This is a genomic window from Streptomyces sp. NPDC051172, assembly GCF_040682555.1.
Classification (GTDB): Bacteria; Actinomycetota; Actinomycetes; order Streptomycetales; family Streptomycetaceae; genus Streptomyces.
In genome coordinates this window covers 151,123-165,540 of sequence record NZ_JBFBBE010000003.1, presented here as the reverse complement: position 1 = coordinate 165,540, position 14,418 = coordinate 151,123, and the positions used below count along the sequence as shown (strand labels likewise).

Genomic DNA, 14,418 nt, shown 5'->3' with positions numbered 1-14,418 from the left:
ATGGAGTCCAGGCGATCCACCAGGCGTACGGTCGCGGAGCTCGTAGCCGAGCGGTGGGGCGACCACCGGCCCGGGCTGTGGTGCGAGGAACGCGTGCTCACCCACCACGAGGTGGCCGCCGGTGCCGCCGCCCGGGCGGCCCTGCTGGCCGATCTGCTGCCGCCGGGCGCCGAGCCGCATGTGGGTGTGCTGCTCGACAACACCCCTGAGTACCCGCTGTGGCTGGGCGCGGCAGCGCTCGCGGGAGCGGCTGTCGCCGGGATCAATCCCACCCGCCGGGGCCCGGAGCTGGCCCGCGACATCCTGCACACCGAATGCCGGATCGTGCTCACCGAGCGCACCCACCTCCCGCTCCTGGACGGCTTGGAACTCCCCGGCGTACGCCTGCTGCCGACCGACGGCGAGGAGTACGACAATCTGCTCGCTTCGTATACGAACGCCGGACCGGACGCCTCCCGGGCCACCCCCGACGACCGCTTCCTCCTCTACTTCACCTCTGGCTCGACCGGGGCCCCGAAGGCCGCGATCTGCACCCAGGGGCGACTGGCCGCCGCGGGAGCCTCGCTGGTCGGCCAGTTCGGGGTGCGCCCCGACGACGTGCACTACATCTGCATGCCGATGTTCCACGGCAACGCGGTGATCGCCGACTGGGCGCCCGCGCTGGCGGCCGGTGCGGGTGTGGCGCTGCGTCGGCGTTTTTCGGCGTCGCGGTTCCTGGCGGACGTACGGAGGTACGGGGCGACGTACTTCACGTATGTGGGGCGTGCCGTGCAGTACATCCTGGCCACCGAGGAGCGCGAGGACGACCGGGACAATCCGCTGCGGCTCGGCTTCGGCACGGAGGCGGGGGCGGTGGACGCGGTGGCCTTCGAGCGGCGGTTCGGAGTGCGGTTGGTGGAGGGGTACGGGTCGTCGGAGGGCGGGGCGGCCGTGCAGTGGTCGCCGGGGACGCCGCCGGGTGCGGTCGGGCGGCCGGCGCCCGGGCTCGTCGTACTCGATCCGGAGACGCGCAAGGAGTGCCCGCCCGCCGTGTGCGACGCGGCCGGGCGGCTGCTCAACGGGGACGAGGCCATAGGGGAGCTGGTGAACCAGGGGCCGAACCCCTTCGAGGGGTACTGGCGCAACCCCGCGGCGGAGGCCGAGCGGCTCCACGACGGCTGGTACTGGACCGGCGACCTCTTCTACCGGGACGCCGCCGGCTACCTCTACTTCGCCGGCCGCACCGACGACCGCCTCCGCGTCGACAGCGAGAACCTGGCCGCCGCGATGATCGAGAACATCCTCGCCCGGTACGAGGGTGCCGACGCCGTCGCCGTGTACGCCGTGCCCGATCCGGTGACCGGGGACCAGGTGATGGCGACGATCGCCGGCAGCTTCGACCCGGCGGGTTTCGCCGACTTCCTGGCCGCCCAGCCCGACCTCGGGACGAAGATGGCACCCCGGTTCGTGCGGGTCGTGGACCGGATGCCGGTCACGGCCACGAACAAGATCCACCGGTCCCGGCTCAGGAGGGAGGGGCTGCGATGCACCGACCCGGTGTGGTGGCGACCGCCGACCGAGCAGACGCCCACCTACCGAAGGCTGACCAGGAACGACCGGGAAGCCGCCGAAGGATCTCCCCGGGGCTGACTTCTTCACTCTGCGGCCGCGGCAGCCGCCGGTGGAAGGGGGGTGTGGGTGGCGAAGCCCCCACAACGCGCGGCGAAGCCGCACAGGAACAACGATGGCGAGGTGGTTCGCGCTTTCCGCGAACACGCCTCGCCATCGCCATCGTGCGCCGCCAGGGACTCGAACCCCGGACCCGCTGATTAAGAGTCAGCTGCTCTAACCAACTGAGCTAGCGGCGCATGACTCACGCCGACCGCGATTTACGTTTCCGTGTCCCGCGGGTGGCGACGAAGAAAATAGTACCTGGTCCGGAGGGGTGCTCCGGACCACCCTGCGAAGTCGGACTAGATCGCCAGGGACAGCAGTACGGGCGCCGCGTTCCGGTTCAGGGTGTCCGCTGCCTGGCGGAGTCGGTGGGCGTCCTCGACGGGGAGGGAGAGGGCCAGGCAGCCGACCGAGGAGCCGGCGCTGATCGGGACGGCCGCGCAGACCGTGCCGACCGCGTACTCCTGGAGGTCCAGATGGGGCACGGTGGGCGGCTGGGACTCCAGACGGGAGAGCAGGAGCCGGTCGCTGGTGATCGTGCGCGAGGTGAGGCGGGCCAGCTTGTGGCGGGAGAGGTGGTCGCGCCGGCTGTTGTGGTCCAGCTGGCCGAGGAGGCTCTTGCCGATCGCGGTGGCGTGGGCCGAGTAGCGGAAGTCGACCCACTCGTTGACCACCGGGGTGGTCGGGCCGTCGGCGTACTGGGCGATCTTGACCTCGCCGTCCACGTACCGGCTCAGGTACACGGCCGCGCCCACCGAGTCGCGCAGCCGGTCCAGAGTGCGCTGGAGCTTCTCGCGCAGTGCCTGCTCGCGCCCCTGTGCGGAGCCGAGGCGGGTGAGCGCGTCGCCCGTGACGTAGGCGCCGTCGGCGATCTGCTCGACGTAGCCCTCACGGCGCAGCATCCTCAGGAGCGTGGTCAGCCGTTCCGGGGTGAGGCCGGTCAGCCTGGCGAGCTCGGTGTCGGTGACTCCGGTGGTGTGCCGTGCCACGGTCTCCAGGACGCGTAGGGCGTCCTGAGCCGAGTGGTACGGCGCGGTCGGCTCGTGCTTCAGCGCCACGGTGGTCCCCCTGGCTCGCTCTACAACTGGGCCGTATTGCGGACAGCGAATCTCTTCCACGATAACCGTCAAGCGGCTTGTTGTGAGCGGCTGTTGACGAGATTAAGACCCCGGCGCACGGCTCTCAGCAGGGGCGCAGGCACTCTGGCATATGCCGTTGCCATGACCCGGCGCCGGGACCTCGCAGATTGACCGACGTTCAACACCTGACGTCAGAGCACCGCACTGAGAAATTCCCGGGTCCGGTCCTTCTCGGGATCGCTGAAGATCTTCTCCGGCGGGCCGGATTCGATGACCCGGCCGGAGTCGAACATCAGCACCTGGTCCGAGATGTCCCTTGCGAAGTTCATCTCGTGGGTCACACAGAGCATGGTGATGTCGGTGGTGCGGGCGATGTCCCGCAGCACGTCGAGCACGCCCGCGACCAGCTCCGGGTCCAGCGCCGAGGTCACCTCGTCCAGGAGCAGCACCTGCGGCCGCATCGCCAGCGCCCGGGCGATCGCCACCCGCTGCTGCTGGCCGCCGGAGAGCTGGGTGGGGCGGGAGCCTGCCTTGTCGGCGAGGCCCACCAACTCCAGCAGTTCGAGGGCGCGCGTCTCCGCCTCGTCCTTGGGCAGGCCGAGGACGGTGACCGGGGCCTCGGTGATGTTGCGCAGCACCGACATGTTCGGGAACAGGTTGAACTGCTGGAACACCATCCCGATCTTCTTGCGGATCTCACGGATCTGCTTCTCGGAGGCCGGGAAGAGCTGCTCGCCGTCGACGGTGATCGTGCCCTCCTCCGGCTTGGTCAGCGTCATCAGCAGCCGCAGGATCGTCGTCTTGCCGGAGCCGGACGGGCCGATCAGTGTGACGTGCTTGCCGGAGTTCACGGAGAAGTCGAGCCGGTCGAGGACCGTGTTCGACCCGAACCGCTTGGTCACGTGGTCGAAGCGGATCAGTTCGCTGCCGTCCACCGGCGGGTTGGCGCTCGCGTCGGGTTCTTTCATCAGAGGGGTGTCAGCGGACAAGGCGTCGCTCCAGGGCTCGTACGAGAAGGGAGGCCGGATAGGCGATGAAGATGAAGGCCACACCGATGACCGTCAGGGGCTCGGTGAACTGGAAGTGCTGCTGCGAGAACAGGCGCGCCTGGCCCAGCATCTCCATGACGGTGATCGTCATCAGGATCGGTGTGTCCTTGAGCATCGCGATGACGTAGTTGCCGAGGGCCGGGACGACCCGGCGGATGGCCTGCGGCAGGATCACCGCGGTCCAGGTGTGCCGCACCGGCAGGTTCAGCGCGACGGCCGCCTCCCACTGGCCGGCGGGCACCGCCTCGATACCGGCCCGGTAGACCTGCATCGTGTACGTCGAGTAGTGCAGCCCGATCGCGCAGACGCCCGTGGTCAGTGCCGAGAACGTCACGCCCCACTCGGGCAGCACGTAGAAGAAGAAGAACAGCTGCACCAGCAGCGGAGTGTTGCGGACGAACTCCGTGACCACCCCGACCGGCCAGCGCACAAAGCGCGTCGGGGTGCGCATCAGCAGCGCCCACACCAGCCCGAGCGCGAACGAGATCAGCGAGCCGAGAACCAGGATCTGCAGGGTGACCAGCAGTCCGTCCCAGAACTTCGGCATGAAGTCGGCGACAGCGCTCCAGTCCCATTTCATCCGAGCGAACCTCCCGCGCCCACGCCGGTCGTCTCAGGACGACGCAGCTCCTGCTCGGCCGAGCGCCCGACCGGCTTGCCCAGCCCTGTCTTGAGCTTGCGCTCCAGCCCCCGCATCCCCCGGGTGAGCAGGAACGCGATGACGAAATAGATCAGCAGGACGTATGTGTAGATCTCCGCGCTCTGCTGCAGTGCCAGGCGCACCAGGTTGGCGCTGAACGCCAGGTCGCCCATGCCCGTGACGGACACCAGCGCGGTGCCCTTGAGCAGCTCGATCAGCAGGTTGGAGAACGGCGGGATCATCTCCGGCACCGCCTGCGGCAGCAGAATCAGCCGCATCCGCTGCCAGGGCGTGAAGCTGAGCGCGACACCACCCTCGCGCTGCGCCGGGTCGACGGCGTTCAGCGCACCGCGCACGATCTCGGCGCCGTACGCACCGTAGGTCAGTCCGAGGGCGAGCGTGCCGGCCCACAGCGGGACCAGTTGCCAGCCGAAGGCGACCGGCAGCACGAAGAACACCCAGAAGATCATGATCAGGGCGGAGGTCCCGCGGAACACCTCGGTGTAGAAGCCCGCGAGGAAGCGGACGATCCACAGCCGGTGGGTGCGGGCCATGCCGACCCCGAAGGCGACCGCCGCGGCCACCAGTCCGCTCAGGACCAGCAGCTGGACGGTGATCCAGATTCCGTGGAGTACGAGTTCCCAGAGTCCCGAGGTCATCCGCTCGTCCCTCCGCCGCACAGCTCCTTGGCGGTCAGATCGGTCATCTCGGCCTTGGTGAAGCCGAACGGCCGCAGGATGCGGAAGAGTTCGCCGCTCTTCTTCAGCTTTCGCAGCTCGACGTTGAAGGCGTCGCGCAACCTGGTCTCGGTCGGCCGGAAGGCGAAGGCTCCGCCGTCCACATGGGGCTTGCCCTTGACGAGGGGTGCGAAGGCCTTGGTCGCCTCGGCCTTGGCGGACTTCTTGACGACCTCCCGGGTCGTCAGGGCCGTACCGGCGAACACGTCGACGCGCCCGGCCTCGACGGCGTTCAGCCCCGCGACCTGGTCCGGCACGATCAGGATGTCGCTCTCCTTGTACCCCGCCTCGACGGCGTACTGGATCTCCGCATATCCGGTCCCGGTGGCGAACTTGGCCTTCTTCGCGACGATGTCCTTGTAGTCGTGCAGCCCCTTCGGGTTCCCCTTCCGCACGATGAAGGAATCGAGCATCTGATAGTCCGGGTCGGCGAAGATGACCTGCTGGCAGCGCTCGGGATTGACGTACATCCCGGCCGCCACGACATCGAACTGCTGCGAGTTGAGCCCCGGAATCAGCGAGCCGAACTCGGTCGGCACGGGCTGCACCTTGTCCACGCCCAGCCGTTTGAAGATGACCTTGGCCAATTCCGGCGCCTCGCCGGTCAGTTCGCCGTTCTTGTCGATGTACCCGAAGGGGATCTCACCCGCGATGCCCAGCCGTACGACACCTGCCGCTTTCAGCCGGTCGAGCAGATCCCCGCCTTCCGTCGTCGAGGCCGTCGCCACGCGACTGCAGCCCGCGGCCCCCAGCGCACCGAGCGCCGCCACCCCCGCGAGCAGCGACCGGCGTGTGGTCCCGGGCGTTTCTCTGTCGTTCTCGTTCCCAATTGGTGGAGCCATGGCGGCGCGGCTACCCGAGAGCATGCGATGTATGCACCATGGGATGTATGGCTGACCGCTACATCGAAGTCTCGCTGGTCAAGCGCGGAATCACCTGCACGGCAAAACTGCTGGACGACCGCGCCCCGCTCACCTGCGCGGCCGTGTGGGACGCCCTTCCCCTGGGCAGCGACGTCTATCACGCGAAATACGCCCGCAACGAGATCTACGCCCTCTTCCCACCCTTCGCGACAACCGAGCCACCCCTGGAAAATCCGACAGTCACCCCGATTCCCGGAGATCTCTGCTATTTCTCCTTCGCCGGCACGGAACTCGGCACCAAGGCATACGGCTACGACCGCGAGGTCCGCGCCGGCACGACCGTTGTCGACCTCGCCCTCTTCTACGAACGCAACAACCTGCTCCTCAACGCCGACGTGGGCTGGGTGCCCGGCATCGTCTGGGGCCAGGTCGTCGAGGGCCTCGCGGAGATGGCCGAGGGGTGCAACGACCTGTGGCGGAGCGGGGCGGCGGGGGAGACGCTCAGCTTCCGGCGGCACACGGGATAGAAACAGCCGGTCCTCGTGCAGACTTGGGCCATGTCGAACACGATCGCCGGCCTGCTCGGTGGTGTCGTCGGAGCTCTGATCTCGGCTCTCTCCATGTTCCTCGGGCCGTTGGCCCATCAGCGGCAGGCAGCTCGGCACGACAGGGACCGGGCGGGTCGTGAGGAGATCCGGATCCAGCTGCAGCGGGTCGCCCGGGTCCGTACGGCGATGCGCGACTGGCACGACTTTTTGAACAACGTCCTCGCCGACCTGGAAGCCGGCCGCTCCGTGGACGCGGAGCGGTTCTCCTCGGAGTCCAAAGCCATGAAGAAGGAGGCGAGAGCGGCTTCCGACGAGCTTCTGGGCGGCGGCCTCTGGATCGGATCACAGCAGTTCGGCGCCTTCGACCAGGTGACGGGCGTACTGCGCACGCTCACCAGCGGGATCACCGACAGGGACGGTCGCACGCTGCGCGCCGATGAGCTGCCGCGTGACCGGTGGCACGGTTGGCGAGAGAGCCTCTTCAGCTCAAGGGCAGAGCTGAACGAAAGACTCCTGGCCTACGTCGACCGGCTGCAGGGCACGCCGGTCGACGTGATCGACACCGGAGGGCCGGTCAGGCGGCCGGGGGCGTGATCCCCGCTTCGTACATCGCATGCGCCGCCCGCAGTACCAGGCCGTCCCGGTGGCGTGCCGCGACCAGTTGCAGGCCGATCGGCAGGCCGTCACCGTCGGTTCCGACCGGGACGGTCGCCGCCGGCTGCTGGGTCATGTTGAAGGGGTACGTGAACGGGGTCCACCCCGTCCAGCGCCGGTGCCCGGAGCCCTTCGGCACCTCGGCGCCCGCCTCGAACGCCGTGATCGGCAGCGTCGGGGTGACGAGGAGGTCGTAGGACTCGTGGAAGCGGCCCATGCGGCGGCCGAGTTCCATACGGACGTCGACCGCGGCGAGGTAGTCGAGCGCGGAGAGGCGGGCGCCGGTCGCGCAGATCTCCCGCAGGCCCGGGTCGAGCAACTTGCGCTGCTCAGAGCCCAGTTGCTGGGTCACCCGGGCCGCCCCGGAGAACCACAGGGCGTGGAAGGCGTCCACCGGGTCGGTGAGGTCGGGGTCGGTCTCCGTGACGTACGCGCCGAGTTCCGCCAGCCGTTCCACCGCCCGTCGTACCGCGGCCGCCACCGCGGGCTGCACCGCCACCTGGCCGCCGAAAGACGGCGAGTAGGCGATCCGCAGGCCCTTCACCCCGCCGGACAGTCCGGCGACGAAGGAGTCCGCAGCGGCGGCCAGCGCCGACCAGTCGCGGTGGTCCGGCGCCCCGATCACGTCCAGGAGCAGCGCCGCGTCCGCCGCGTCCCGGGTCATCGGGCCGACATGGGCCAGGGTGCCGAAGGCGCTCGCCGGGTAGAGCGGCACCCGGCCGTACGTCGGCTTCAGGGCGAAGATGCCGCAGAAGGCGGCCGGGATACGGACGCTTCCGCCGCCGTCCGTGCCCAGCGCGAGGGGGCCCGCGCCCAGCGCCACGGCCGCCGCCGCGCCACCGCTGGAGCCGCCCGCGGTGCGGGTCGGGTCGTACGGATTGCGGGTCACCCCGGACCGCGGCGAGTCCGTGACGCCCTTCCAGCCGAACTCCGGGGTCGTCGTCTTGCCGATGAACACGGCACCGTGCTCGCGCAGGCGGGCGACGGACGGGGCGTCCTCGTCCCAACTGCCCTGCTGAGAGATCGTCTTGGAGCCCTTGAGGGTGGGAGCGCCCCGCAGCAGGATGATGTCCTTGACCGTCGTCGGGACCCCGTCCACCAGCCCCTTCGGCTCACCGCGCCGCCATCGCTGTGTCGACTCCCGGGCCTGCGCGAGAGCCTCCTCGGCGAGCAGCCGCACGAAGGCGTTCACCTCCGGCTGGATCCGCTCGGCCCGTTCCAGCGCGGCCCGCGTGACCTCCTCCGGACTGAACTCGCCCTTGCGGTAGCCCTCGACGATCCGTACGGCGGTCAGCTCGGTGAGGTCGAGGCCGGGGTCCGTCATCTGCCCTCCATCGCTCGGCGGTTCAGCGTCCTGGAACGTATCCGCGCTTCTTGTCCACCACGTTCAGCAGAGGTCTGCCCGCCTCCCAGCGTTCGTACAACTCCACGAACTGAGTGCCGAGTTGATCGCGCCAGCCCACCGTGTCGCCGCTCATGTGCGGGGACACGATCAGACCCGGGGCCTCCCACAACGGGCTTTCGGGGGTGAGGGGTTCGTGCTCGAAGACATCCAGCGCGGCGCCCGCGATCCACCGCTTGGCCAGCGCCTCGGCGAGTGCGTCCTCGACGACCAGACCGCCGCGCCCGATGTTGATGAAGCGTGCGGAGGGCTGCATCACGCCGAAGCGGCGCGCGTCGAACATGCCGTGCGTCTGCTCGGTCAGCGGGGCGGCCGCGATCACCCAGTCCGCGCGGGCGATCAGCCGGTCCAGGTCGTCCGGGCCGTGGATACCGGTGTGCGGGGTGCGCCCGACGATCGCCGTCGTCATGTCGAGCGCCTTGAGCGTGCGGGCGATCGTACGGCCGATGGGCCCGGAACCGACGACGCACGCGCGCGTGCCCGCGACCCGCTGCGTCTCGCGGTGTCGCCAGGTGCGCTCCCGCTGCAGTTCCCAGGTCCGCGGCAGATCCTTGGCCATGGTCAGGACGAGCGCGGCGACGTACTCGGCGATGGGCTGGTCGAAGACGCCGCGTGCATTGGTGACCACCGTGTCCGAGGCGGCGAGTTCCGGACACATCAGGTGGTCCACGCCGGCGCTCGCCGTGTGCACCCAGCGCGGCCGGGGGCCCTCGCCCGGCCAGGCGGAACGCACGGCCCGGGATGTGAAGTCCCAGACCAGCAGGACGTCAGCGTGCGGCAGGCGCTCGGCGAGGGTCGACTCGTCCGCGTGCTCGATCCGGGCGCGGCCGGTGAGTCTGCCGAGGCGGGGCAGTGGGTCGGTGTCCAGGACGAGAAGCGTCGGGGTGGTCATGCGGAAAGCCGTTTCTACGGGAGGTTGCGGCCGTCTGACATGCGAGGTTTGACCACGCTCGCACCCGAACCTACCTTCGTCAACACGGGTGCGATGGGGGGTCCGTTGCTCCGCTGTTTCTCACGGTGAGGCGGTGGCCGCCATGGGTGCCATGAACGTTTCCTTCCTCGGTGGACCACTTCCCCAACGGGGTGTGGGTGTGGTCGCCCCCTTCGACTTCGCTCTGGACCGCGAGCTGTGGCGCTGGGTCCCGGACGAAGTCTCGCTGCATCTGACGCGGACGCCGTTCGTGCCGGTCGAGGTGAGTCTCGATCTGGCCCGGCTGGTCAGCGAGCACGAGACGCTGGACGACGCGGTCCGCACGCTGAACGCGGTCGCGCCGGAGGTCGTCGCGTACGCCTGCACCTCCGGCAGCTTCGTCGGCGGAATCGCCGGGGAGCGCGCGATGTGCGCGGCGATGACCCGGGCCGGTGCGATCCCGTCCGTCACCACCTCGGGCGCCCTCCTTGAGGCCCTGGTGGCGCTCGGCGCCCGACGGGTGGCGCTGGTGACCCCGTACACCGTGTCGGTGACCCGCGCACTGGAGGAATACGTCGCCGAGGCCGGCATCAAGGTCACCGGACGCGCGTACATGGGCCTGACCCGGCACATCTGGAAGGTCCCGTACCGCGATGTGGTCGCCATGGCCCACAAGGCGGTACGACGGCCGGCCGACGTCCTGTTCATCAGCTGCACCAACCTCCCGACGTACGACGTCATCCCGCAACTGGAGGCCGAACTGCGCATCCCGGTGATCTCGGCCAACCAGGTGACGATGTGGGCTGCGCTGTCCCGACTGGGTACCCGGGCTGTGGGGCCGTATCAGGCGCTGATCGATCCGGCGGCGCGCTCCGGTCCCGTACTGCCACAGCTCCCGGACGGCGAACAGCAGCAGGAAGGCAGGTCATGACGGCACTCGGATTCCTCTATCCCGGCCACTCCGCCGAGGACGAATACCCACGCATCGAGCAGCTGCTCGGCAGCAACGTCCGCCTCGACGTCGTCCACACCGACATCGGCGAGGACGCGCACCGGGTGGACGCGCTGCGGGAGATGGGCTCGGCCGAGCGGCTCGCGGCGGGAGTCGAGGAGCTGCGGATGGCGGGCGCCGAGTCGGTGGTGTGGGCCTGCACCAGCGGGAGCTTCGTCTATGGCTGGGAGGGCGCGCACGAGCAGGTGCGCGCCCTCGCCCTCGCGGCCGGGATGCCGGCTTCGTCGACGTCCTTCGCCTTCGTGCACGCGCTGCAGGAGGTCGGGGCGCGGCGGGTGGCGGTCGGGGCGACGTATCCCGAGGACGTGGCCGGGCTGTTCGCGGAGTTTCTGCGGGCGGGGGGTGCGGAGGTGACGTCCGTGCGGGGTGCCGGGATCATCACCGCGGCGGAGGTCGGGACGTGGGGGGAGGCGGAGGTGTTGACGCTGGCCCGCGAGGCTGATCGGCCGGATGCGGACGCGCTTCTGCTGCCGGACACGGCGCTGCATACGGCGGCGCACATTCCCGCCCTGGAGAAGGAGCTGGGGAAGCCGGTGCTCACCGCGAACCAGGTCACCGTGTGGGAGGCGTTGCGGTTGGCGGATCGGCGGGTGAATGCGCCGATGCTCGGTGCGTTGTTCACTCGGGAGCCGATCGTGCAGGTCTGAGGGCTGGTCTTCGCCGGGTGGCGGGGCCCCGGGGAATAAAGCGGAGAGTGCCTCCTGTTAGGTCCGGACGGACCAAGCGCACGGCGATACCGACGGAGGCAACAAGTGACGGCAGACGAGATCCGGGGGACCGCTCGGGGCAGCGCGCCCGTGCCACTCTCCGTACTGGACCTGGTGACCGTCGGTGCGGGGCGCACCGCAAGCGACGCGCTGCGCACCAGTGTCGCCCTGTCCCGTCTTGCGGAGTCGAGGGGCTTCCATCGGTACTGGGTGGCCGAGCACCACTCGATGCCGGGTGTCGCCTCCTCGTCGCCCGCCGTGATCCTCGCCCATCTCGCCGCCCACACCGAACGGATTCGTCTCGGCTCCGGCGGTGTCATGCTGCCCAACCATGCGCCGCTCGTCATCGCCGAGCAGTTCGGCACGCTGGAGGCCATGGCCCCGGGTCGCATCGACCTGGGCCTCGGGCGTGCTCCCGGTACGGACGGCGCGACCGCCGCCGCCCTGCGCCGTACCGATCGTCTCAACGAGGGTGCCGACGACTTCCCCGAGCAGCTCGCCGAGCTCACCCGCTTCCTGGACGACGACTTCCCGGACGGCCACCGGTACCGCCGTATCCATGCTGTCCCCGGTCCCATCCAGGCGACCTCCCCCGGCGGCGTCCAGTCGCCCCACCGCCCCCCGATCTGGCTGCTCGGCTCCTCCGGCTTCAGCGCCCGCCTGGCGGGTGTCCTCGGTCTGCCCTTCGCCTTCGCGCACCACTTCTCCGCGCAGAACACCATCCCGGCGCTGGACCAGTACCGCGAGTCCTTCCGGCCGAGTGAGGTGCTGGACGCCCCGTACGCCCTCATCGGCGTCTCCGCCCTCGCCGCCGACGACGAGAAGGAGGCCCGCCGCCAGGTCCTGGCCGCCGCCCTCAACATGGTGCGCCTGCGCACCGGCCGCCCCGGTCTCGTCCCGACCCCCGAGGAGGCCGAGGCCTACGAATTCAGCCCGATGGAGCGGGAGTTCATCGACTCCTGGAACGCCAACGTCATCCACGGCACCCCGGACGAGGTCCGCGCAGGCCTCGACGACCTCCAGAAGCGCACCGGCGCCGACGAGTTGATGATCACGGGCAACGCCCACAGCGGTGAGGTACGGCTGCGCTCGTACGAACTCATCGCGGAGGCTTACGGATTGCCGACCGCCTGATTCCGCGCGTGGCTGCGGGACGGAGTGATCCCGCCGACCCGCACTCGCCCCGAACCGAACGTCGGACGGCCGGCGACCCGGAGGAACACACCGGATGGCCGGACCGCAGGGCGGAGGCATCCGGCCCTGGGCTCGCGCGAACCCCTCGCCCGGGGTTACGAGTTGCCGGCCACCCGTTTCCCGGCCCGGGGCCGGGGGCCGAGCAGCTCGGAGATGCGATCCGGTGACACCGGCCGTGAGTACAGCCACCCCTGGCCGGTGTCGCAGCCGATGCGCCGCAGGCGGGATGCCTGCGCCGAGGTCTCCACGCACTCCGCGGTGACCGTGATGCCCAGGCGATGGGCGAGCTGGATCATCGCCTCGACGACGACCTCGTCGGCCGGGTTCGGCGCGACGGCGCCCTCCTTGTCGCTCTCGTACTGGAAGCCCCGTACGAAGGAGCCGTCCAACTTCAGGACCGACACCGGCAGCCGGCTGAGGTACGCCAGATTCGAGTAGCCGGTGCCGAAGTCGTCGATCGCGATGCCGACGCCCATCCCGCTCAGGGCCTGGAGGGCTTGCAGGGGGCGGCCCGCCGAGCCCATCACCGCGGACTCCGTGAGCTCCAGCTGGAGCAGATGGGGCGCGAGCCCGGTCTCGGCGAGGGTCTCGGCCACATCGGCCACCAGGTCCGAGTCCCAGACCTGGCGCACCGCCACATTGACGCTCACGAACAGCGGCGGCTCGTCCGGATGGTCCACCTGCCAGCGGCGCGCCTGGTGGCAGGCGGTGCGCAGGATCCAGCGGCCCAGCGGCACGATCGAGCCGTCTTCCTCCGCCAATCCGATGAACCGATTCGGCGTCAGCATGCCGAACTGAGGATGGTTCCAACGGACGAGGGCCTCGACACCGCGCAGCCGCCCGTCCTCCATCCCCACCAACGGCTGGTATTCGAGAACGAATTCGTCGCGTTCAATGGCGGGGCGCAGAGTGGAGGCCAGGGCCTGGCGGGTCATGCGGTGGGCGTTGCGCTCCGGGTCGAAGAGCGTCCAGCGGGCCTTTCCGTCGGCCTTCGCCCAGTACAGCGTGGTGTCGGCGGCCTGCATCAGGGCCGTGGCGGTGGTGTCGGCGGCGCGCCGCTCCACCACACCGATCGACGCCGACACCGACACCCGCTGACCGGCGAGGTCGAACGGCGCCTGCACCGCCTCCAGCACCGCCTCCGCCAGATCGGCGAGTTGCTCCGTGCCCGTCGAGTCCTCCACCAGCAGGGCGAACTCGTCACCGCCGAGTCTCGCCACCAGCGGGGCGCTCGTTCTGCCGTAACCCGCCTCGTCGGCGCAGCGCGTGAGGCGTTCGGCCACGGCGGCCAGCAGCCGGTCGCCGACACGATGGCCGAGTGTGTCGTTGACGGCCTTGAAGCCGTCCAGGTCGAGATAGCACAGCCCGATCCGCCCGGTGCCGCTCTCCTCGTACGACTCCGCCTCCAGCGTGGCCGTCAGCCGCTCGAAGAACAGGGTGCGGTTGGGCAGCCGGGTCACCGGGTCGTGCATCTGCAAGTGCCGTAGCCGGCCCTGGATTTCACGGTGGGCGCTGATGTCGGTGAGTGACAGCAGGACGCCCTCTTCGTGGGCGGCCAGCGGCGAGACGGTGACCTGGACCCAGACCGACTGGCCGTCGGGGCTCTTCAGCCGGCGCGCGCAGCGCAGTCTGGCCTCGCGGCCGCGCAGCACCTCTCGGTACGCGTGCCAGGTGCGGGCGTCGGACGCCAGGTCCACCAGGTCGGCGGCGAGGCGGCCGGTCAACTCGTCGGGGGTGCTGCCGAACAGGGCCCCGAACCCGTCGTTGGCGCTGACCACCAGTCCCTCGCGGTCGACGACAGCCATGGCCAGAGGTGCGGCCTTGAAGACCGAGCGGTACGCAGGCGACTCAGCACGAGTCGTCAGCGGCTCGGTACGAGGAGACGCACAGTCGTCACTGTCTGTTACAGCGCCCCGGTCGAGGTCTGCCGCGGGCGCCGGCCCTTCGGACGTTCCGCTCACCGCTCGCTC

General features: G+C 69.9%; 14 protein-coding genes and 1 tRNA gene. 6 read left to right on the top strand and 9 right to left on the bottom strand.

The window, feature by feature from the left end:
* Complete coding sequence (locus AB0N07_RS03015) at positions 1-1,629, top strand: long-chain-fatty-acid--CoA ligase (RefSeq protein WP_365831447.1); 1,629 nt, start codon at positions 1-3, stop codon at positions 1,627-1,629.
* Positions 1,630-1,773: 144 nt separating this feature from the next.
* Here AB0N07_RS03015 and AB0N07_RS03010 read toward each other — a convergent pair.
* From AB0N07_RS03010 to ehuB, 6 genes are all read right to left on the bottom strand, one after another.
* Positions 1,774-1,847 (bottom strand) — tRNA-Lys (locus AB0N07_RS03010).
* Between the two features lie 105 nt (positions 1,848-1,952).
* Positions 1,953-2,711, bottom strand: a complete 759-nt coding sequence (locus tag AB0N07_RS03005; RefSeq protein ID WP_365831445.1) for an IclR family transcriptional regulator C-terminal domain-containing protein — start codon at positions 2,709-2,711, stop codon at positions 1,953-1,955.
* A gap of 212 nt (positions 2,712-2,923) precedes the next feature.
* A complete protein-coding gene (ehuA, locus tag AB0N07_RS03000) occupies positions 2,924-3,700 on the bottom strand; it encodes an ectoine/hydroxyectoine ABC transporter ATP-binding protein EhuA (protein ID WP_365831443.1) in 777 nt (258 codons plus the stop codon).
* 10 nt (positions 3,701-3,710) lie between these two features.
* Positions 3,711-4,361 (bottom strand): ectoine/hydroxyectoine ABC transporter permease subunit EhuD, encoded by a 651-nt coding sequence (gene ehuD, locus AB0N07_RS02995; protein ID WP_365831441.1) that lies wholly within the window; start codon positions 4,359-4,361, stop codon positions 3,711-3,713.
* Positions 4,358-5,080, bottom strand: a complete 723-nt coding sequence (gene ehuC, locus AB0N07_RS02990) for an ectoine/hydroxyectoine ABC transporter permease subunit EhuC (protein WP_365831439.1) — start codon at positions 5,078-5,080, stop codon at positions 4,358-4,360. Before ehuC ends, ehuD begins: the two co-directional genes overlap by 4 nt.
* Positions 5,077-6,000: an ectoine/hydroxyectoine ABC transporter substrate-binding protein EhuB gene (ehuB, locus tag AB0N07_RS02985; protein WP_365831437.1), complete on the bottom strand. Its 924-nt coding sequence runs from the start codon at positions 5,998-6,000 to the stop codon at positions 5,077-5,079. The genes ehuC and ehuB overlap by 4 nt, the downstream gene beginning before the upstream one ends.
* A 47-nt stretch (positions 6,001-6,047) precedes the next feature.
* Between ehuB and AB0N07_RS02980 the strand changes: the two genes are divergently transcribed.
* Positions 6,048-6,548 (top strand): DUF3830 family protein, encoded by a 501-nt coding sequence (locus AB0N07_RS02980; RefSeq protein ID WP_365831435.1) that lies wholly within the window; start codon positions 6,048-6,050, stop codon positions 6,546-6,548.
* Positions 6,549-6,578: 30 nt separating this feature from the next.
* Positions 6,579-7,163: a hypothetical protein gene (locus AB0N07_RS02975; protein WP_365831433.1), complete on the top strand. Its 585-nt coding sequence runs from the start codon at positions 6,579-6,581 to the stop codon at positions 7,161-7,163.
* On the opposite strand, the gene AB0N07_RS02970 is transcribed toward AB0N07_RS02975, so the two are convergent.
* Positions 7,144-8,547, bottom strand: a complete 1,404-nt coding sequence (locus tag AB0N07_RS02970) for an amidase (RefSeq protein WP_365831431.1) — start codon at positions 8,545-8,547, stop codon at positions 7,144-7,146. The genes AB0N07_RS02975 and AB0N07_RS02970 overlap by 20 nt on opposite strands.
* 22 nt (positions 8,548-8,569) lie before the next feature.
* Positions 8,570-9,517 (bottom strand): D-2-hydroxyacid dehydrogenase, encoded by a 948-nt coding sequence (locus tag AB0N07_RS02965; RefSeq protein ID WP_365831429.1) that lies wholly within the window; start codon positions 9,515-9,517, stop codon positions 8,570-8,572.
* Positions 9,518-9,668: 151 nt separating this feature from the next.
* On the opposite strand from AB0N07_RS02965, the gene AB0N07_RS02960 reads away from it, so the two are divergent.
* The 3 genes from AB0N07_RS02960 to AB0N07_RS02950 all read left to right on the top strand — a co-directional run bounded on the left by AB0N07_RS02960 (position 9,669) and on the right by AB0N07_RS02950 (position 12,388).
* The gene (locus tag AB0N07_RS02960; RefSeq protein WP_365831427.1) at positions 9,669-10,466 is read left to right on the top strand and encodes an aspartate/glutamate racemase family protein; all 798 of its coding nucleotides are present in this window, start codon (positions 9,669-9,671) and stop codon (positions 10,464-10,466) included.
* A complete protein-coding gene (locus tag AB0N07_RS02955; protein WP_365831425.1) occupies positions 10,463-11,194 on the top strand; it encodes a decarboxylase in 732 nt (243 codons plus the stop codon). The genes AB0N07_RS02960 and AB0N07_RS02955 overlap by 4 nt, the downstream gene beginning before the upstream one ends.
* Before the next feature lie 105 nt (positions 11,195-11,299).
* Positions 11,300-12,388: an LLM class flavin-dependent oxidoreductase gene (locus AB0N07_RS02950; protein WP_365831423.1), complete on the top strand. Its 1,089-nt coding sequence runs from the start codon at positions 11,300-11,302 to the stop codon at positions 12,386-12,388.
* Positions 12,389-12,543: 155 nt separating this feature from the next.
* On the opposite strand, the gene AB0N07_RS02945 is transcribed toward AB0N07_RS02950, so the two are convergent.
* On the bottom strand, positions 12,544-14,409 hold the full coding sequence (locus tag AB0N07_RS02945) for an EAL domain-containing protein (RefSeq protein ID WP_365831421.1): 1,866 nt from the start codon (positions 14,407-14,409) through the stop codon (positions 12,544-12,546).
* Positions 14,410-14,418: the final 9 nt, after the last annotated feature.

What these genes read in the sequence shown, in the direction of transcription:
- AB0N07_RS03015 (WP_365831447.1), top strand. Translation starts at nt 1, where the DNA reads ATGGAGTCCAGGCGATCCACCAGGCGTACGGTCGCGGAGCTCGTAGCC.
- ehuA (WP_365831443.1), bottom strand. Translation starts at nt 3,700, where the DNA reads ATGAAAGAACCCGACGCGAGCGCCAACCCGCCGGTGGACGGCAGCGAA.
- ehuD (WP_365831441.1), bottom strand. Translation starts at nt 4,361, where the DNA reads ATGAAATGGGACTGGAGCGCTGTCGCCGACTTCATGCCGAAGTTCTGG.
- ehuC (WP_365831439.1), bottom strand. Translation starts at nt 5,080, where the DNA reads ATGACCTCGGGACTCTGGGAACTCGTACTCCACGGAATCTGGATCACC.
- ehuB (WP_365831437.1), bottom strand. Translation starts at nt 6,000, where the DNA reads ATGGCTCCACCAATTGGGAACGAGAACGACAGAGAAACGCCCGGGACC.
- AB0N07_RS02980 (WP_365831435.1), top strand. Translation starts at nt 6,048, where the DNA reads ATGGCTGACCGCTACATCGAAGTCTCGCTGGTCAAGCGCGGAATCACC.
- AB0N07_RS02975 (WP_365831433.1), top strand. Translation starts at nt 6,579, where the DNA reads ATGTCGAACACGATCGCCGGCCTGCTCGGTGGTGTCGTCGGAGCTCTG.
- AB0N07_RS02970 (WP_365831431.1), bottom strand. Translation starts at nt 8,547, where the DNA reads ATGACGGACCCCGGCCTCGACCTCACCGAGCTGACCGCCGTACGGATC.
- AB0N07_RS02965 (WP_365831429.1), bottom strand. Translation starts at nt 9,517, where the DNA reads ATGACCACCCCGACGCTTCTCGTCCTGGACACCGACCCACTGCCCCGC.
- AB0N07_RS02960 (WP_365831427.1), top strand. Translation starts at nt 9,669, where the DNA reads ATGAACGTTTCCTTCCTCGGTGGACCACTTCCCCAACGGGGTGTGGGT.
- AB0N07_RS02955 (WP_365831425.1), top strand. Translation starts at nt 10,463, where the DNA reads ATGACGGCACTCGGATTCCTCTATCCCGGCCACTCCGCCGAGGACGAA.